The 18,689-nt window shown below is 69.4% G+C and carries 16 protein-coding genes; 9 read left to right on the forward strand and 7 right to left on the reverse strand.

The features are described from left to right. Together ACJ8AN_RS01935 and ACJ8AN_RS01940 are read left to right on the forward strand one after the other, a co-directional pair. Nucleotides 1-355 (forward strand): pentapeptide repeat-containing protein (locus tag ACJ8AN_RS01935; RefSeq protein WP_407753468.1); only part of this gene is annotated, 355 nt, incomplete at its 5' end. A gap of 694 nt (nt 356-1,049) precedes the next feature. Continuing rightward, nucleotides 1,050-1,361 carry a hypothetical protein gene (locus tag ACJ8AN_RS01940; protein WP_407753519.1) on the forward strand — a complete coding sequence of 104 codons (312 nt, stop codon included), beginning with the start codon at nt 1,050-1,052 and terminating at the stop codon, nt 1,359-1,361. A gap of 376 nt (nt 1,362-1,737) precedes the next feature. On the opposite strand, the gene ACJ8AN_RS01945 is transcribed toward ACJ8AN_RS01940, so the two are convergent. From ACJ8AN_RS01945 to ACJ8AN_RS01955, 3 genes are all read right to left on the reverse strand, one after another. Next, complete coding sequence (locus ACJ8AN_RS01945) at nt 1,738-2,832, reverse strand: Hint domain-containing protein (RefSeq protein WP_407753469.1); 1,095 nt, start codon at nt 2,830-2,832, stop codon at nt 1,738-1,740. A 681-nt stretch (nt 2,833-3,513) separates the two neighbouring features. Then, the gene (locus ACJ8AN_RS01950; protein ID WP_407753470.1) at nt 3,514-4,821 is read right to left on the reverse strand and encodes an NCS2 family permease; all 1,308 of its coding nucleotides are present in this window, start codon (nt 4,819-4,821) and stop codon (nt 3,514-3,516) included. A gap of 169 nt (nt 4,822-4,990) precedes the next feature. Beyond that, nucleotides 4,991-6,289 (reverse strand): discoidin domain-containing protein, encoded by a 1,299-nt coding sequence (locus ACJ8AN_RS01955; RefSeq protein ID WP_407753471.1) that lies wholly within the window; start codon nt 6,287-6,289, stop codon nt 4,991-4,993. Nucleotides 6,290-6,737: 448 nt separating this feature from the next. On the opposite strand from ACJ8AN_RS01955, the gene ACJ8AN_RS01960 reads away from it, so the two are divergent. After that, a complete protein-coding gene (locus ACJ8AN_RS01960) occupies nt 6,738-7,352 on the forward strand; it encodes an outer membrane beta-barrel protein (protein ID WP_407753472.1) in 615 nt (204 codons plus the stop codon). A gap of 30 nt (nt 7,353-7,382) precedes the next feature. Here ACJ8AN_RS01960 and treZ read toward each other — a convergent pair whose 3' ends face one another. Then, complete coding sequence (treZ, locus tag ACJ8AN_RS01965) at nt 7,383-9,209, reverse strand: malto-oligosyltrehalose trehalohydrolase (RefSeq protein WP_407753473.1); 1,827 nt, start codon at nt 9,207-9,209, stop codon at nt 7,383-7,385. A 205-nt stretch (nt 9,210-9,414) separates the two neighbouring features. On the opposite strand from treZ, the gene ACJ8AN_RS01970 reads away from it, so the two are divergent. Further along, a complete protein-coding gene (locus ACJ8AN_RS01970) occupies nt 9,415-10,557 on the forward strand; it encodes an AAA family ATPase (RefSeq protein ID WP_407753474.1) in 1,143 nt (380 codons plus the stop codon). 81 nt (nt 10,558-10,638) lie between these two features. Here ACJ8AN_RS01970 and ACJ8AN_RS01975 read toward each other — a convergent pair whose 3' ends face one another. Together ACJ8AN_RS01975 and ACJ8AN_RS01980 are read right to left on the reverse strand one after the other, a co-directional pair. Continuing rightward, the gene (locus ACJ8AN_RS01975; RefSeq protein ID WP_407753475.1) at nt 10,639-12,690 is read right to left on the reverse strand and encodes an alpha-amylase family glycosyl hydrolase; all 2,052 of its coding nucleotides are present in this window, start codon (nt 12,688-12,690) and stop codon (nt 10,639-10,641) included. Continuing rightward, on the reverse strand, nt 12,645-12,782 hold the full coding sequence (locus ACJ8AN_RS01980) for a hypothetical protein (RefSeq protein ID WP_407753476.1): 138 nt from the start codon (nt 12,780-12,782) through the stop codon (nt 12,645-12,647). The genes ACJ8AN_RS01975 and ACJ8AN_RS01980 overlap by 46 nt, the downstream gene beginning before the upstream one ends. A gap of 581 nt (nt 12,783-13,363) precedes the next feature. Between ACJ8AN_RS01980 and ACJ8AN_RS01985 the strand changes: the two genes are divergently transcribed. Further along, nucleotides 13,364-13,906, forward strand: a complete 543-nt coding sequence (locus ACJ8AN_RS01985; RefSeq protein WP_407753477.1) for a hypothetical protein — start codon at nt 13,364-13,366, stop codon at nt 13,904-13,906. Between the two features lie 82 nt (nt 13,907-13,988). On the opposite strand, the gene ACJ8AN_RS01990 is transcribed toward ACJ8AN_RS01985, so the two are convergent. Continuing rightward, nucleotides 13,989-15,137, reverse strand: coding sequence for a pyridoxal phosphate-dependent aminotransferase (locus ACJ8AN_RS01990; protein WP_407753478.1), 1,149 nt, complete (start codon nt 15,135-15,137; stop codon nt 13,989-13,991). Between the two features lie 75 nt (nt 15,138-15,212). On the opposite strand from ACJ8AN_RS01990, the gene ACJ8AN_RS01995 reads away from it, so the two are divergent. From ACJ8AN_RS01995 to ACJ8AN_RS02010, 4 genes are all read left to right on the forward strand, one after another. Then, nucleotides 15,213-16,388, forward strand: coding sequence for a HEAT repeat domain-containing protein (locus ACJ8AN_RS01995; protein ID WP_407753479.1), 1,176 nt, complete (start codon nt 15,213-15,215; stop codon nt 16,386-16,388). A gap of 35 nt (nt 16,389-16,423) precedes the next feature. Then, a complete protein-coding gene (locus tag ACJ8AN_RS02000) occupies nt 16,424-17,413 on the forward strand; it encodes a HEAT repeat domain-containing protein (protein ID WP_407753480.1) in 990 nt (329 codons plus the stop codon). A 63-nt stretch (nt 17,414-17,476) separates the two neighbouring features. Further along, nucleotides 17,477-18,019, forward strand: a complete 543-nt coding sequence (locus tag ACJ8AN_RS02005) for a peptidase M23 (protein ID WP_407753481.1) — start codon at nt 17,477-17,479, stop codon at nt 18,017-18,019. A 213-nt stretch (nt 18,020-18,232) separates the two neighbouring features. Then, a complete protein-coding gene (locus tag ACJ8AN_RS02010; RefSeq protein WP_407753482.1) occupies nt 18,233-18,688 on the forward strand; it encodes a hypothetical protein in 456 nt (151 codons plus the stop codon). The last annotated feature ends 1 nt before the right edge of the window (nt 18,689 follow it).

Below are 18,689 nucleotides of genomic sequence, written 5' to 3' on the forward strand. Positions count from 1 at the left end.
CCGACTCCGGGACGCCCGACTCCGGGACGCCCGACTCCGGGACGCCCGACTCCGGGACGCCCGACTCCGGGACGCCCGACGGAGGAGGCGACGACACCCCCAAGTGCGTCGAGCTGCCCTCGGACTGGACCAGCGGCGGCCTGGTGTGGGGAACGCCGCTGAGCGAGGAAGTGCTGGCGGTCGCCATCGACCCCAAGGGCAATCTCTACGTGGGCGGGTACGAGAACGGCATCACCGGGCAGGCGAACATCGATCCCTCGGGGGATGCGCGCGGCGTGCTGCTGAAGTTCGGACCGGGCTCGACGGGCGGCATCATCCCCTACTGGAAGCAGGACTACGACACGGCGGGGGCTGACACCATCGAGGCGCTGACCTTCCACCCCGTCACGGGCGCCCTCTACTTCATGGGCCGCACCACGGACGCCTTCCCCGGCTTCACCCACAAGGGCCAGCAGGACATCTTCGTCGGCGGTCCCAACGCCGTCTCCCAGATGGGCGTCCTCTACCAGGGCGGCACGGAGCGCCCGCAGCACCCGCGCCGGTTCGCCTTCGATGCCCTGGGAGACCTCGTCATCGCCGGGTATGACGACACCTACGTGCCCAGCAACTACGTGGAGGCGTGGGAGGATCCCTTCGTCCTCAAGCTGCACCCGGACGGGAGCTCGATGACGGAGGCGTGGTGGTGGCAGTTCGGCACCTCCGGTTCCGACTACGTGAACGGCCTGGCCGTGGACCCGAAAGACCCCTCCGGCATCTACATCACGGGTGCCTACCTCAGCGGAACCCAGCGCGGCCCGTTCGTGAAGAGGCTCGACGCGGCTGGCAAGCAGCTCTGGAACCAGCGGCAGACCGCGGTAGGCGTGGACATGATGATGGCCGCCCACGTCCTGCCGGATGGGAACGTGCTCGTCGCCGGCTCGACCTTCGCGACGCTGGGGAAGGTCGCCTATGGCCAGCAGGACGTCGTGGTGCGCAAGCTGGACAAGGAGACCGGCGCGCCCCTCTGGACCTACCAGTTCGGCTCCTCGGAGACCGACTGGGTGACGGACATGGCGGTGGATGCCGAGGGCAACATCTACCTGGTGGGCGAGACGCTCGGGACGGTGGAGCCGGCGGCGGTGCCCCAGGGCGACTACGACGTGTTCCTGCTGAAGCTGGACCAGGACGGCAACCTGCTGCAGGTCCGGCAGTGGGGCAGCGAGGGGGATGACCACCCGGCCAGCGTGGCGGTGGATGCGTGTGGCGAGGCCTTCATCGGCGGCTACACGACGGGCAACCTGCTGGGCGTGACGAACAATGGCGGACGGGATGCCTTCCTGCTCACCACGGCCCGGCCGAGGGGCAGAACCCTGAAGCCGTAACGCCTCCCACCGAGGGGATGGCGAGGGCCGGCGGGTGGCGGAAGCCACCTGGCCGGCCCTTCGCTTTGCAGGGTGCGAGGTGACGGGCAAGCAGGGCCGGGGAGTGCGGGCCCTGGACGGGGAGCCAGGAGCGGGGCGAGGACTCAAGGGGACCGCCCACACGTGGCCGTTCCTGGAGCGCGCCCAGGGCTGGGTGGAACGAACCTCACTCGCGTCGCCAGCCCCGTGTCCTGGGGCGGCGTCTCCGCGAACATCCCGCTGGCTGGCTCCACGCTCTCGAAGAGGAGCTCAGGAGCGCTTTGCCAGCATAGAAAAAAACCAGGGGGCCGACGTGGCCCCCTGGTCCTTACATCAAAACGGATGCTCGAGCCGTGGATTACGGAATGACCTCGGCCGGCACGTGCTTGTGGAGGATGACGCGGTTCATGTAGCCGACCTCATCGTTCTGGAAGAGCGAGGAGCCAACCAGGTAGCCCTCCGCCACCAGCACGTTGGAGACGAGCCCGCTGGCGCCCGGACGCAGGTTGTACACCTTGCCGAAGTGCTTGGTGTGGTTGACGCTCACGATGGCGTCGCGCGAGCCGTCCGCCTTCACCAGCTCGTCACCCACCTTGAGCGACTGGGCGGCCACCAGCCGGCCCTCGCCGTTGACGACCGGGTGCGTCACCGTCACGCGCAGCAGGCCGCCCGAAGCGGTGCGGATCTCCACGATGGGGTGCTCGCTGTCGCGGAACTCGGCGGTGTAGCTGTAGGTGCGGCCCTGCTGCAGCTTGACGTTGTCGAGGCTCGAGTCGGCGGCGAGCGTGATCACGTCCTCACGCAGGCTGTTCTTGGCATCGAGGATGGAGGCGTAGCCGTCGGAGAAGAGGACCTTCTGCTCCGGCGTGTAGCAGGAGGACTCGCAGTAGCCGTTGACGAAGAAGTTCGGGGCCACGTTGACGCCGTTGCGATCGGTGTAGAGGTTGCAGTTGGCCAGCGTGGGGTGCGGGAAGAGCTGCAGGTTGGAGGTGCTGTAGATGTCGTACAGCGAGCCGAACGTCGGGTACTGCGGGCGGGCCTTCTTGCGGCTCACCGGACGCGCCCACCGGTAGTAGTTGTCGCCGTCCCGGTCCTGCGTGGTGCCTCCGCTGAGGTAGAGCTTGCCGATGAACGAGTTGTTCACCTCGTAGGCATCGCTCTGACCGGTGTAGCGGTTATGCCCGTCCCAGTTGACGGCCTGGTCATCCTCCGCGTACTCGTACAGGAAGCCACCGTTCGACGCGGGGATACCGGTGTCGAAGTAGTTGGCGGGGTTCATGACGTGCGTGACCAGGGAGCAGCGGCGAGCCCAGTTGAGCCGGGCCTCGGCCTGCGCCGTATCCAGGCTGTCGGTGCTACACCGCTGCTGGAGGATCGGCTGTGCATCGGCGGCTCCGGGCAGAAGCACGGCGATGGCGAAGAATGCGGCACAAGCCCCAAACAATCCCTTCATGTCAGACTCCTTCTGGTGGTGGAAGACCGGGGTTCAACGCCAACCCCAAACACCTCGGCTACGGCATCGACGACGTCTACAATTCCATCCATGGCCCGTTCTCGACCCGTGCGCAGACCCTCGCCACCGCCGGGTAGAGAACGGCGAGGCCCCATGAGGAGAGAGCGATTGGCGCTCAGGTGTCTGTGAATGCAAGAGCCGGGCTCAATCGCGGTCTCCCCATCCGTCCGTAGGCCTGGCGTGGTGCGGCTCGAGCGAGACCAGATCATTCTCCAAATCCCGCTCCTCCCGAATAAATCAACTAAGGCCCAAAAGCTGTAAACATCAAATAACATACTAGGAGAGAAGTCGTCCATACATTTGGTGAACATCGTTTTTTTCCAGGTGCCGCCTCCGAGGATGGGGGCCAGACCCCCCGGAGCGCTCGGGCCCGGTTGGATGAAGCCGTCCCAGCGAGTGGATGCACCAGGAGTGGGGGAACATGAGGTCGCGCCCTACCTGCTGCGCGCAAGGAGGCACATTCGGGAGAGGAGCTCCCGGGCCCCGCACGCCGCCCGCTACAGCCAGGGAGAGAGAGGACCCGGTGGCCTTCGCTCCAAGGGCGCGAGAACTCCGCGAGTCCGCGGTGGAACCCTGGTGCGGCGGCTCACCGGCGCGCTCGTCGAGTCGTCACTCCCGAGCTCAGGCCGCGCCACCCGTGGCGTAGTGCAGCACCAGCAGCGCCGCCAGCACGTACACCACCGGGTGCGCCTCGCGCGGACGCCCCGACAGCAGCTTCAGCGCCGCGTACGACACGATGCCCGCGCTGATGCCGTTGGCAATCGAGTACGTGAAGGGCATCAGGGCAATCGTCAGGAACGCCGGCAGCGCATCATCCATCCGGCGCCAGTCCAGCTCGCGCGCTCCGCCCATCATCAGCGCCCCCACCACCACCAGCACCGGCGCCGTCGCCACCGGCGGAATCGCCGCCAGCGTCGGCACGAAGAAGAGCGAGAGCAGCAGCAGCCCCGCCACCACCACCGCCGTCAGCCCCGTGCGCCCGCCTTCCTCCACGCCCGCCGCCGACTCGATGTAGCAGGTCACCGCGCTGGTGCCGAACACCGCGCCCACCGTCGTCCCCACCGCGTCCGCCATGAAGCCCCGGCCCGCGCCCGGCAGCTCCCCCTCCGGCGTGAGGAAGCCGCCAATGCGCCCCACGCCCAGCAGCGTGCCCGCCGTGTCGAACACGTCCACGAACAGGAACGTCAGCATCACCGTGAGGAACTTCCCCGTCAGCACCTGCGAGAAGTCGAACGCCCAGAACGTCTCGCGCGGCAGGCTCGGCACGCTCACCCACGTCCGCGGCGCCTGCGCCAGTCCCATCCCCCACGCCGCCACCGCCACCACCCCGATGCCGATGAGCAGCGCCCCCTTCACCTTGCGCGCCATCAGCGCCCCGATGAGCACCAGCCCCGCCAGCGCCAGCAGCGGCAGCGGCGCGTGCAGCACGCCCAGTTGCACCAGCGTGGCCGGGCTGTCCACCACCAGCCCCGCGTTCTTCAGCCCGATGAGCGCCAGGAACAGGCCGATGCCCGTCGTCGTCGCCAGCTTGATGGGCGGCGGAATGGCCTTGAGGATGAGCGTGCGGATGCCGCCGTAGGACAGCACGATGAACAGCAGGCCCTCGACGAACACCGCCGTCAGCGCGAAGCGCCAGTCCACGCCCAGCCCCTTCACCACGCCATAGGTGAAGTAGGCGTTGAGCCCCATGCCCGGTGCCGCCGCGAAGGGGAACTTCGCGTACAACCCCATCAGCAGCGTGGCCGCCGCCGCGCCCAGCGCCGTGGCCACCGTCACATCCGCCACCGGCATCCCCGCGTCCGACAGAATCTGCGGGTTGACCAGCAGGATGTAGGCCATGGTCAGGAACGTCACCAGGCCCGCGCGCAGCTCCGTCCCCACGGACGAGCCCCGCTCACGGATGAGGAAGAAACGCTCGAGTGCTTCCATGGGCCGCCGGTATAGACGCGCCCCCTACCCGCCCCCAATCTTTTATGCGCCCCCACCGCGCCGGGGCACCTGCGCCACCCGCGCGCGGAGGCCATGAAAAAGGCGCGGGGAGGGTGACTCCCCGCGCCCGGTGCTTCACCCGTGGTGGGTGAGGCGATGACGGCCCTGGCTACTCGGCGATCTCACGCACGCTCAGCCACTTGAAGTCCACGTCCGAGGTGCTGTCCCAACGGAAGGTGGCGATGGGGCCGCCCCAGGTGATGGGCGCGGCGGGCACGGCACCACCGCAGTGGTTGAGGTCACCGCCAATCTGGCCGTAGTCCACGGTGTCGTAGATCTTCTTCCAGGTCACCTTGTCCGCGTTGTCGTTGAGCCACAGCTCGAGCTTCACCGCGGGCTTCGAGTTGTAGGTGACGTTCTTCATGATGGACTTGAAGCCCACCCAGCGGCCCTTCAGCGCCGAGGTGGCCGTCTGGTAGGCCGTCTGGTCGTAGCTCACGTGCCACGACTCCTTCTGCCAGCGGGCGCGGCCGTCATAGTGCAGGCTGCCCTTGTACGAGGTGCCCTCGCAGCCGATGGAGTCGGTGTGGCGGCCACCGCGGGCGTACCAGGCGAAGTTGTCGCTCAGGTCGCTCGCCGCGTTCACCTTCACGAAGCCCGTCATCTCCACGTTCTTCCAGTCGTTGGCGGCCTGCATATAGCCACGGCTCGCCAGCACGTCCGGGTCATACGTGGGAATCGCGCTGGTGTTGTAGCCCGTGGAGGTGAAGGCCTCCATGCGCACCTGGCTGCTCTTCATCTTCCAGGAGCCGTCCGCGTTGCGCGTGATGGTGTCCTGGGCATCGAAGCGCGTGTCCTTGAGAGGGTCGTCCTTGAGGGACCAGGTCTCACCTCCCGTCTTCGTCGGGTAGATCATCGTCACGCCGAACGCGTCCTGGCCCGTGGAGGGCGTGGGAGTCGGCGTGGGCGTGGGCGTGGGCGTGGGCGTCGGCGTGGTGGTGCCGGTGGTGGCCACCAGCTCCGAGATGCTCGCCCAGGTGTTCTGGGTGTTGCCATTCACGGTGACGCGCACATAGCGGGCGTTGCGCGCCGCGAAGCTGTAGCGCTCGGCGGCGGCCGTCTTCCCGGAGGAGGTGCCGGAGAACGCCGTCGTATAGGTGGTGCCGTCCGTGGACGTGGAGATGACGAACGAGCTGGCGCGCAGGTCGCCGTTGTACCAGGCGATGTCCAGGGCGCTCAGGGACGTCACGGCACCCAGGTCACCCTGGAGCCACTGACCCCGGCCATCCGCGGACCAGCGGGTGGACAGACTTCCGTCGATGGCATTGGCCGGCTTGTTGCCGTCATCCCCGCTCGCACTGGTGGAAGTGAAGCCACCAGCGGCCAGCGCCTGGGCGCCGGAGAGGGAGATGATCGAGGCGAGCCCGAAGGCGGACAGCCGCATGCGGCGGGAGTTGAGTCGATTCACTGTGTCGCTTTCCTTCGCGTTGGGGGGATGGCCGCGTCCGACGGAAATTCCAGCCACGTTCATCCCGTGTGTTGGCGTCCAAACGTTTGATGCCAAAATCAATTCCCACGAATTTCCGAGGAATTCCAAAGGGTTACGGGCGCAACCCTGCCTGGCAGGTACCATCGGGCCGATGGACCTCGGGCATCACGTGCTGGCGTCCGGCCCCAGGAGGGCCTCCCGCCGGCTGCTCACCGGGCGACCTCGTGGGTCATCCGGGTGAGGGGTGAATAGCAAGTGACTTCCAGTGGGAATAGCTCCGGGCGGCCTTGGGAGCGGTGCACTGGTTGGCTGGAGAGGGAGTGTGACGGAAGGGCGGGTGGCGCGGTGAGCTACCGGTCCCCAGTGCCCGAGCCCAGTTTTTGACAGACCCCCCGAACGAATGGGGGGGCAACAGGGAGGCAACACCATGAGCTTCAAGAAGAGCTGGGGACTCGGCGCGGTCGCCGCGGCCGCGCTGCTGGCCGTTCCCGCGTTCGCCGCACAGGGGGACAGCACCGAGCGCATCATCGAGGAGAACACGCAGAGCCGGGGCCTCTTCAACGACCTCGGCGTCAACATCACGGGCGGCGTGAACGCGTACACGGGCGACCTGGGCGACGACACGAAGACGGGCGCCTCCCTCGGCATCCAGGCCGACTCGCGGCCCCTGCCGCTGCTGGGGCTGGAGCTCGGCTACGAGGGCTCGCGCAACTCGTTCGAGAACCTCGACGGCTCGCTGTGGCGGCACAACGTGGGCGCGCTGGCCAAGGTGGGACCGGAGCTCGGCAGGAATGGCGACCTGAGGCCCTTCGTCGGCGCGGGCTTCGGCGTGAGCTCGCTCAACCCGAGCGGCGGCTCGGAGGCCATCTTCGGCAATGACTTCGTCACCGAGGTGCCGCTCGCCGCGGGCGTGGACTACAAGTTCGGCGGCGTGAAGGCCGGCGTGCGCGCCTCCTACCGCATCCTCGGCGGAGAGAGTCTGGACGCGGGGCAGACCGGCAACAACGTCAACGTCGGCCTGCAGGTGGGCGGCGCGTTCTAACCACCGCCCTGGCTCCCCGGGGGGGGCCTCTCAGCCGGTGATGCGAACCACCACGGCCGAGGGCCCCTCGAGCCTCACCTCCCCGCTTCGCAGCGGTGCCTCGGACGAGGTGCCGCCGAAGCGGGGCGACTCGGTCCACAGCACCACCTCGGTCCCGGCGGGCAGCCGGTGCGTCAGCGTGCCCTTCACATTGACGAGGACGTGGAGCGCGCCCCGCGGCCCCTTGCGCTCGAGCACCAGGGCGTGCGGGCCCACGGCTCTCGCGTCGAAGTGCCCGCGGCGGTGCTCCTCGAGGCAGGGGTCCGTGGCACGCAGGCGCAGCAGCTCGCGGTAGAGGGCGAGCACCCCGGCATGCTCCGGCTTCCCCGCCTCGCTCCAGTCGAGCTTGGAGTGCGTGAAGGTCTCCACCGCCTGCGGGTCCGGCACGCTGTCCCCGGAGAAGCGCGCGAAGCCGGCGAACTCCTTGCGCCGCCCCTCCGTCACCAGCTTGCCCAGCTCGGCGTGGTGGTCGGTGAAGTAGAGGAAGGGCGTGCTCGCGTTCCACTCCTGGCCCATGAAGAGCAGGGGCGTGTAGGGCGAGAGCAGCAGCAGCGCGCTCATGGCGCGGAAGGCCGCCGGAGACACGTCGGCGCCCAGCCGCTCGCCGTGCGCCCGGTTGCCCACCTGGTCATGGTTCTGGATGCAGTGCACGAGCTGCCAGGGCTCGGCGGCGCTGGCGGGCGTGCCGCGGGGGTGGCCCTGCACCTGGGAGGGCTGGCCCTCGTAGAACCAGCCCTGACGCAGCGTGCGGGCGATGTCTTCCGCGCTCCCGGTGTAGTCGCGGTAGTAGCCCTCGCTGTCCCCGGCGAAGGCGCGGCGCAGCTGATGGTGGAAGTCATCCGCCCAGACGCCGTCCAGGCCGTAGCCGCCTCCGGCGGGCGGGCGTACCAGGCGCGTGTCGTTGCGCTCGTCCTCGGCGATGACGGCGACGCGCCGGCCGGGCGCCGCGGCCCGGGCGCGCTCGGCGATTTCCGCCAGCAGGTGCGGCGAGCCGTCATCGAGGATGGCATGCGCGGCATCCAGGCGCAGCCCGTCCGCATGGTAGTCGCGAATCCACATCTCCACGTTGGAGAGCACCAGGGCGCGCACCACCTCGGAGCCCTCGCCGTCGTAGTTGATGGCCTCGCCCCAGGGCGTGTGGTGGCGGCCGGTGAAGTAGTGCGGCGAGTAGCAGCGCAGGTAGTTCCCGTCCGGCCCGTAGTGGTTGTAGACGGCGTCGATGAGCACCGCGAGCCCCTCGGCGTGGGCCGCGTCGATGAGCCGCCGCAGTCCCTCGGGGCCGCCGTAGGAGGCCTGGGGCGCGAAGAGCTCCACCCCGTCGTAGCCCCAGTTGCGCGTGCCCGGGAAGCTGGCCAGCGGCATCAGCTCCACCGTGGTGACGCCCAGCTCCTTGAGCGAGCGCAGCCGGGGGATGAGGGCCTCGAAGGTGCCCTCGGGCGTGGCGGTGCCCACGTGCACCTCATAGAGGACCTGCGCCTCGGGGTCCGGTCCCTTCCACGCGGCGTCCGTCCAGACGAAGTCCGGCACCACCACCTCGGAGGGGCCGTGCACCCCGTCGGGTTGTGAACGGCTCCACGGGTCCGGAAAGGGCCCCTCCCCATCCACGCGCAGCTTGTAGCGAACGCCCGGGCCCGCCGCGGCGAGCGAGGAGGAGAAGAAGCCGCCGCCCTCGTCGGCCAGGGGGAGCGAGGTGCCCGGCTGGCCGTCCCTCTCCTGAAGCACCACCTCCACCTTCTGGTGACCAGGCGCCCAGACGCGCCAGCGCACGCCCTCGCCCGGCTCCACCCAGGCACCCAGGCGAGGCACCGGCTTCCGCATGTCCCCTGCTCGTTTCATAGGGGCCTTACTTATCCACCCCCACGCCCCGCGCAGGTGTCTTACAGGCCAATGGTGCGGGAAGATGTTCACTGGTGGCCCGGGCAGGCAGGGGTGAATGCCCCCTCCGAGAGCGGGCGGGCACTGGCGCTGTCAGCAGGCAACGCTTGTCCCGGGACGAGCGCGACGGAAAGATGCCGCCCACTTCATGAGCCCACGTCCTGACCACCTGCAGGCCCTCTCCTTCGAGCGCGGCGAGTCCGTTCGCGACCGCGTCGCCGCTTTGAAGGTGCTCTCCCCCCGTGAGATTGACGACCGCCTCTCCGAGCTGGGTTACCGGGGGCAGCAGGAAGCCCGGCGCGCGGCGTCGGTGCTGGCCTACCGGCACGTGCGCCGGCTGCGGCGGATTCACCTGGAGGGCATCGCCCCCGAGCCCGGCACGCGCGAGAACTGTCTGTTCCTGGGCCCCACCGGCAGCGGGAAGACGTTCCTGGTGGAGCTGCTGTTCCGTCAGATTCTGGGCGTGCCCACGCTCATCGTGGACGCCACGCAGTTCTCCGAGACGGGCTACGTGGGGGACGACGTGACGACGATGCTCTCGCGCCTGTACGAGGCGGCGGGCGGAGACGTGGCGTGGGCGGCCTGCGGGGCCATCTGCATGGACGAGTTCGACAAGCTCGCCACCAGCCGCTCCGACGCGCGTTTCGCCGGGCAGCAGACGACGAAGGACGTGAGCGGCTTCGGCGTGCAGCGCAGCCTGCTCAACCTGCTGAGCGCGCCGCGCGCGGACTTCCCGCCGGACTTCGGCTTCACCAGCCGCACGCCGCCGATGCCCATGGAGCTGTCGGCCCTCACCTTCATCGCCTGCGGGGCCTTCAGCGGGCTGAAGAACACGGCGGAGGAGCTGGGCGGCCACAAGGAGCGCATGGGCTTCGGGCGCGAGTCGTCCAAGCGCGCGGAGGCCATCGCGGAGAAGGTATCGGACGAGCAGATCGAACAGACGACGGCCTTCGCGCGCTACGGCTTCATTCCGGAGCTGATTGGCCGCTTCAGCCGCATCGTCTCGTTCTCGCCGCTGGACGCGGCGACGCTGGGCAGCATCCTCGAGGAGAACGTGCTGCGCGCCTACGAGCGCGAGTTCGCCCACGAGGGGTTGAACCTGGAGGTGGAGCCCGCGGTGCGCGAGTGGGTGGTGCAGCGGGCGCTCAAGCGCGAGACGGGCGCGCGAGGCCTGAGGGCCGCGCTGGTGCCCCAGCTGGAGCGCGCCGCGTACGACCACTTCGGCGAGCCCCAGGTGTCCACGGTGCGCCTGGTGCTCCAGGGCGAGCAGGTGGGCGTCGTCACCCGCTGAGCGCGCGGGCGGAGGAGGAGGTGATGGTTCTCGCCTCCTCCCCCTAATCCCACGCGGACGGAGCCGCTCAGGCGCCGTGCATTACTGGCACTTGCTCACCATCAGCTCGCCGCCGTTGAGGGCGGCGTTGATGCGGAAGCTGAAGACGTAGTCCCCGGCCTCTGGGAGGGTGAGCGAGGACTCCGTGCCAGGGCCCGCGGCGATGGCCAGGGGCTGCTCCGTGGCGATCACCACCGCGGCCGAGCCCTGCACCGCGAGCTCCTTCGACCAGTCCGCGCTGGCGAACTTGAAGGTGTAGGACGTGGCCACCGGCTCATTGACCACCACCTGGTAGAGGCTGTCACCCTTGTAGGCGAAGCGGCGGCTGGCGGGCGTGGCGCCGAAGTTGTCCCCGCCGGCATAGCTGCCACGGATGTACATCTCCTTGCCGATGGGGCCGAGGCCCTCGACGGTGGGGGTGTGGCAGTCCGCCAACGGACCCTCACCCGTCAGGCCGGTCCCCGGGGCCGTCTGGGGACCCTCGGCCGTGGGCAGGACGATGTCGAAGAACCGGGCCTCGAACGGCTTCAAGGCAATCTCATAATTGCCCCCGGCGAGCGCCACATCGGTGCCTCCCGAGAGCTCGACGAGGCCGCCCGCGCTGCCAATGGCCACCGAGGCCAGCGTCACCACCGCGGGAGTCGCCTTGGCGTTCAACACGTACAAGACGTTGTCGGTGCCCTTGTCCTTGCGATCCACATAGACATTGCTGTCCGAGTAGATGTGCGTCCGGCTGCCATTGGCCAGCGCCGGGTGGGCATCGCGCAGCGCCATCAACGTCGCCACGCGGTGCTTCAGGTCGGCCTGCCGGGGTGAGAGCTCGGTGTCGAGGCCCTCCACGATGGCGGCGGTGCGGGACACATGGTCATCGCAGTGGCCCACCAGGGCACAGGTCGAGCTGTCCTCATGGGCCGCGAAGCCCGGCAGCTCCTGGCCGATCTCATCGCCGTAGTAGAGGGTGATGGGACCGCTGTACGCGGCCATGAAGCTGAAGGCGGCCTTGTGCCGCGCCCAGTACGAGTCATCGGTGACGTCCGCCAGACCGCCGCGCTGGAGGAGATCTCCGAAGCGGACCAGGTCATGGTTGGTCAGCATCAGGTTGGGCATGGCGTGGGCCGGGTAGAGCAGGTGGCTCTGGTAACCCGTCTGGAGGTTGCTCGCGGCGCGGTTGCCCGCTCCGGTCTCCTCGACGGCGAGGGTCTGCACCAGGGCATAGCGCACCGGGAAATCGAACAGGGAGCGCAGCGCCGGGCTGCCGGCGGGACCATAGCCCTGGCTGGCGATATCGCCCGCGCCACTCCAGACCTCTCCGACCATGTAGCCCAGCGGGTGGACCGTCTGATCGGCGGCGTTGGTGTAGTTCGTGGTGGCCGCGGCATCGGCCACGGCGGTGCGGAGGTCATCCCAGTACTGCACCGGCACCTGATGGGCCTGATCCACGCGCCAGCCGTCGATCTTGTACTGGGTCACCCAGTGAGTGACGACCTCCTTGAAGAACTCGAGGTCATCCGGATAGACGGCGAACCGTCCGGTCTCTCCCTGGGCCTGGCCGGTGGTGGAGAGCGTGCGGCCCATGGGCGAGGCGTACTGGTGCGCATTGACCTTGAAGTGGCCGAACACCCCATCGAGGAACACATACATTCCCTTTGAATGAGCGGCGGCCACCAGTGCCCGAAGCTTTTCATTGGTGCCGAAGTGGGGGTCGACGTTGAAATAGTCCGAGGCGAAATAGCCCGTGGCATCGAGGCGGTCGGCCCAGTCGCTCTGCCCGCTCACGGGCACGCTGTTGAAGATGGGCGTGAGCCACAGGGCGTTGGCCCCGGTGGAGCGGATGTAATCGAGGCTGTTGAGAATCCCCGTCAGGTCGCCCTTGTGGGGACTGGTGCCGTAGCCCGTGTTGTAGTCCGCGGTGCTGTCGCCATCGACGAAGGCCTCGACCATGATCTGGTACAGGCGCAGCCCACACTCGGGCTCGCCATTGCCCTGGGCGCAGGCCAGACGGTTGTCGGCCCGGCTCGCGGCGAGGCTGACCGTCGCCCGGTAGGGCTCTACCTCGGGCGGAGTGGAATCACCTCCATCACGCCCGCCATCCACTTCCCCGCCATCACGCCCGCCATCCACTTCCCCGCCGTCACTTCCTCCATCCACCCCACCGCCATCCACTTCACCGCCGTTACCCCCGCCATCCACTCCACCGCCACCTCCGCCGTCGTTCCCCCCAGGGCAAGCGGACAGGACGCTGGCAATCGCCAACGCGAGAAAGGATTTGCGCCACTGCATGAAGAGAGTTCCTCCGATGGAATGTCTGAATATGCGGACTCGCTCAATCCCTGACATGCATTGGCGGCTCCGCTCCCATCACTTACTGCCGTCCGTACACGGATGGCAACACCGAGACGTGCACGGCCGCCAGCACCTGGTACACGTGCTCGTACAGCTACAGCTCGTACACCCCATAACGATGAAGGGCGCCTGCTGGCAAAGCACGAGGCACCTTCCGGCCGCGCTTCGTCCCGACTGGTACGACCATCGGACCAGTTGCGGGAAAACGCGCCCGGAGCCTCCCCCGGCAGGACCTGGCTCGGATGGCCTTCCAGCAGCTCGCGCTACCAGGAGGAGTTGGAGCCGCCGCCACCGAAGTCCCCGCCCCCTCCACCCCACGAGCTGTCCGAGCTGGAGCCGCTGTCCGGTGGTGGGCCCCGGTGCCTCCTCGGCTGCTCTCGGTGTCCGGGGGCTTCGTCGAGAACCGGCCAGCGCCCCGGACCTCGTGTCCGTCTACCCGCGCCGCACCCGGGGTTCCTTCTTCGGCTCCGCCCCCGCCGGGGCCTCGGGCGCGGACTTCCTGGGGCCGACGGTGCTCACCCGCCCGGGTCACGAGAACGAGGTGTACGAGCTGGCGGGCGACACCGCGTTCACCATGACGGAGCTGGCCGCCGAGGTGTCGCGCAAGGCCGGCAAGGCGATTGCCTACAACCACCTGCCGCCCGAGCAGTACCAGGGCATCCTCGAGGGCGCCGGGGTGCCCGGGCCCTTCGCCGGGATACTCGCGGACTCCGGCCCCGAGTCGTTCCCGGTCACGGGAACGGGGGCGGGCAAGGAGTCGATGCTCCCCTCCATCCTCATCATCGAGGGAGGCAAGCGGAGAGAGCGCGCCGGACCGTGCGGCCCACGCCAAATAAAAACGCGGTGCCGGTGTGGGGAACCGGCACCGCGTGTCCGTCCAGGTCCCGGGAAGCCGCTCTCGAGTGCCCCCCTGGCTCGCCGTGGCTCCGCTCAGCCGCGGTACTGGTGGACGGACTTGATGCGGTAGCTCATGGCCGAATCCCTGGGCGGAAGAACCCGAAGTAACAAACCCAGGGAGGTTCTCGGGGCATGAGGCGCGGAAGTTGCGTCTACCGGCCCAGAAGCTGCGCCAACGCCTCCACGCCGCGCAGCACCACGTCCGGCGGCGAGCACGTGAAGCACAGCCGGATGTGGTGGGGGAACGGCCCGAAGCTCGGCCCCGGGGACACCAGCAGGTTGCGCTCGACACACCGCTCCAACAGGCCCGCCAGCCCCTGCTCGTCCAGGTGCTGGGAGACGTCCAGGAAGAGGAAGGTGCTGCCCTCGGGCGCAGGCACGCCCAGGCGCGCGGCCGCCTTCGTCCCCGTGTCGCGGTACTGCGCGCGGGCCCGCTCCACCCAGGCGTCTCCGGGGCCTCGGAGCACGCGCTCGCCCGCGAGCTGCCCGGCCGTGGGCGCGCTGTAGAAGGAGTGCGTGCTCACCTTGCGCAGCTGCGCCACCGCCTCCACCGGGCCCACCACGTAGCCCACCCGGTTGCCCGCCATGCCGTAGCCCTTGCTGAAGGAGTACGAGGAGAGCGTCCGCTCCGGCGCCAGCGCGCGCGCGTAGGTGTGCTCGCCCGCGTAGACATAGTCCTCGTACACCTCGTCCGAGAGCAGCCACAGCCCCTCGCGGCGCGCCAGCTCCGCCAGCGCCTCCACCCACGCGCGCGGCAGCACCCGCCCCGAGGGGTTGTTGGGCGTGTTGAGGTAGAGCGCCACGCTGCGCTCCGAGAGGCGCTCGCGCACCGCCTCCACCAGGGACTCCGCGCTGTCGCACTCGAGGAAGGGCACCGGCACCGGCCGGCCGTGGAACGCCGTGACGATGCCCGCGATGAGCGGCCAGTAGGGCGCGAGGATGAGCACCTCCTCGCCCGGCGACACCAGTCCCCCCATCACCGCGCCGAGCGCGCCCGTGGCCCCCGTGGTGACGAGCACCTGCGAGCGCTCCGTGGGCACGCCCGTCCTCGCGCGCACCCGCTCCACCACCGCGTCCAGCAGCCCCGGCATCCCCTGCACCGGCGCGTAGCGGTGCAGCCCGGGGTGCTCGGCCACCCGGAAATCCTCCATCCGGCAGCCCTCGGGCGGCTCCATCCACGTGTCCCCCACGTGCAGCGGGTACACCTCTCCGGAGCGGCTCGACAGGCGCTCCGCGAGCCCCGAGTACAGCGAGCTCGACATGCCCGAGACCGAGGGCGCGTAGGCGGGGTGGCGCGGCATGGGGGGTCCTCACTATCCGAGAAATAACTGGTACTCAATCATTTCTCGTGATACCAGGAAAACTGGTTATCAATCATGCACCGTCCATCCGCCAAGGGTGCTGTCCTGTTCGGCGCCCTGCTGCTCATCGTCCTCGGAGCGGCGCTGCTGTCGCGCCGTCCGTCCACGGGGGAGGAGTCCTCGGACTCCCGCGCCTCCGCGGACCCGTCGTCCGGGAGTGCCCGCAACGCCCCCGCTCCGTCCAACGCCGGAGGCCCCGCCGAGCCCCAACACCCCGGGCCCAAGGGCGAGGTGCTGCCCCTGCCGGGGTGCTGGGACGGCGTGGCCGGGTTCGACAAGAACGGCTCGCTCGACAACTTCCGCCAGGCCCTGGCCGCCGCCGCGGGCGCGCAGGACAAGGAGCTGGCCGAGTACCTCCAGGAGCGGCTCACGGAGCTCGTCGGGGCAGACACCACCAAGGCGATGCAGGTGCTCGACTGGGCGGAGAAGTCCAGCCAGCCGGAGCTGGGCGTCTACATGGAGGCGCTCAAGAACGCGCCCGCCGTGCAGGACCCCAAGGTGGTGGAGCGCCTGTTGAAGATGGGCGAGGACAAGGGCTCGCAGCTCGTCAACCGCGCCGCGGCCCTGGACACGCTGGAGACGCAGAAGCGCCTGTCGCCGGCCAACCTCCAGCGCCTCAAGGCCGTGGCGATGGACCTGTCCACGGACTCGGCGGGCTGGGTGGCCACGCGAACGCTCGGCCGGGTGATGAAGGAGGACTACGAGCGCACCGGCAACTTCGCCCCCTATTGGAAGGAACTGCTGGACCTCAGCGAGAAGTCCGAGGACATGGCCGTGCGCCTGCTCGCGCTGGAGATGCCCTCGTACTCGGATCCGCTCATCGGCGGGGACTCCATCGAGCGGCTGAGCAAAATCATGCGCACGGACCGCGAGCGCGACGTGCGCGAGCGGGCGGCCTTCCAGCTCGCCGTCACCGAGGAGCCGCAGAAGGCGCTGGAGGCCTACCGCGACGCCTTCCCGGCCGAGCAGGACGAGTGCGTGCGCTGGGCCATCTTCCGCTTCGCCGTGCGCACCGCCGGAGCCCAGGCGCTGCCGCTGCTCCAGCAGATGGCCGCGCAGGATCCGCGCTTCCTCCAGGACTACCAGGACTTCCAGAAGCTCTACGCCGAGGGCACGGTTGACTTCGCCCGCATCTGGCTGGGCAAGGAAGAGCGCCACCAGTGCCTGGTGGAGGAAGGAGCGCCGCACTGATGAGCCCCCACTCCCGCGAAGGAAGCAATCGCCTCATGAACCGCTCTCCCCACTGGCGCGCGGCGCTGCTGGCCGCCGTGGCCTGGCTGCTGCCCGCCACCTCCTCCGCCACCGGGAGCACCCCGGCGCCCCTCACCCAGACGGCGTGCTCGTTCGAGGGCATGCTGGAGGAGCTGCGCGGAGCGCTGAAGACGGGCTCGCCCGCCTACCGCAAGTACGTGAAGGCGAGGCTGAAGCTGGCGGCCCGGACCCTGCCCGCGGACCAACTGCTCGCCGCCCTGGCGCAGGAGCGCGACGCGGACACGCTCGAGGCGCTGGGCGGGGCCCTGGCCGGCAAGGCGGGCTTCGACAACAACGCCAGCCTGCTACAGCCGCTGCTCGCTCGCGCCATGAGCGACGCGGACCCGGCCCTGCGCGCCGCGGCGGTGCGGGGGCTCCAGGGCAGCGGCTCCGTGGAGGTCATGGCGAAGAACGGCAACGTGGTGACGTACGAGCAGCTCATCCGCGACAGCTCGCCCGAGGTGCGCCAGGCGGTGGTGGACAACCTCGTGCACGAGAGCGCCAAGGTGTACTTCGGCCACGACCGCACCGTGTCCGAGACGGCGGTGGCCACGGCGCTGGCCGCCCAGGATCCCGCGGTGGCCGCGAAGCTGCTGTCCGAGGTCTCCATGGAGCAGGTGGGCCACGAGACGGTGGAGCGGCTGCGCGGCTCGCTGCGCTCGGATGACCCGGCGCTGCGCTCGGCGGCGGCGACGGCGCTCGGGGGCGTGCCCGGGGCGGAGTCGGGCGGCTCGCGCGACGCGCTCGTGAAGCTCTACCGCGACGAGAAGGACCCGGCCGTGCGCAAGGCGGCGCTGCGGGGAATCGTGCAACTGGGCATGGGGGGCTCTCTCTCCACGCTCGAGTCGCTGCGCGGCGTGGCGCCCGGGTTGGACCCGGAGATCGACGCCTGGAAGGCCGCGCTCGAGCGCAACCTCCAGGAGTGGCGCCTGGTGCTGCGCGAGAAGGAGCGCATCCGCAAGTAGCGCGGCCGTGGGGCGTTTTGGGGGGGACCGCAGTAGCGCAGTTCAAACCCAGAGGGAGGAAGTATGAATGTGAAGAAGCTGATGTACGCCGTCGCGGCGCTCGCCGCCGGTTACGCCGGAGTCGCCGTGTCCGCCACCGCCAAGGGTCCCATCTGCGAGACCAGCGCGTGGGTGAACTCGACCACGTATTACAACTGCTCGGGCAGCAGCCACACCGCGCTCGACATCGGCAACGCGTCCTGCAACGAGTGGAACCACCGCGCGATGCTGTCGGGCAGCTACCGCTATGTGTTCTACGGCGGCTGTGCGGCGGCCTGCAACGGCTCGACCTGCAACGGCGGCGCGGGCAACTACTACGTCGTCACCGGCGCCAACGGCTGGGACTTCCGCCAGCTGCACTTCATCAGCAACGTGAGCTCCGGCACCGCGACGTGCGACGGCTGCGCGCTGGGCCTCGTCGGCGGCACCGGCAGCGCCACCGGCCCGCACTCGCACTCGGACAACCGCCAGTACGGCACCCGCGCCTCGGCCTGGTACACCAGCAAGGGCACCACCTGCGGCTCCAGCGGCTACTGCGGCAACATCGTCGGCGCCCCCACGCTGTAATTCCGTCGTCCCCCGGCCCCGCTCGTTGCGTCCACGCGAGCGGGGCCGTCGTTTCCGGCTGTGGCTCGCCCTCGCTCCAGGGGCTCGACGCCCGGCCTCGCGCCCGCCCACCAGACAGGCGGTGGAGCGGCCCCTCCCCTCCCGCCCGGTTGTGCCCGCTCGCTCCCGCTGCCCACCTTGTGCCGGAGAGCCCTCGAACGCGGTGGAGAGCGCATGAGCCTGCACAAGTGGACGTGGAGCCTGACGGCGGTGGCCCTGCTGGGACTCGCCTCCGGCTGCAAGAGAGACAGCAACGACGAGGGCCGCGCCGAGCGTGCGAAGACGGTGCAGCCGGGCCACGAGGGCGCCGACACCCCGCTGGCCGACTCGCGCCAGCCCGAGCAGAACCCGGAGCTCACCGGCGGCGAGGACCTGGCGGACCAGGAAATCTACGGGACGGTGACGGGGGTGGCCGGCAACAGCCTCACCGTGCGCAACCCCAGTGGGAGCACCACGATGACGCTCGCGCTGGACGAGGACACGCGCTTCGTGCGCGAGGGCCAGCCGGCGGACCGGGCCCAGCTGCGCGAGGGCGTGCAGGTGCGCGCCTCCTACGACGAGGACCAGGGGAAGTACGAGGCCACCACGGTGGAGCTCCTCCCCGCCTCCTCCGCCCCCCAGAAGAAGTGAG

Source organism: Archangium sp. (assembly GCF_045802675.1).
Taxonomy (GTDB): domain Bacteria; phylum Myxococcota; class Myxococcia; order Myxococcales; family Myxococcaceae; genus Archangium.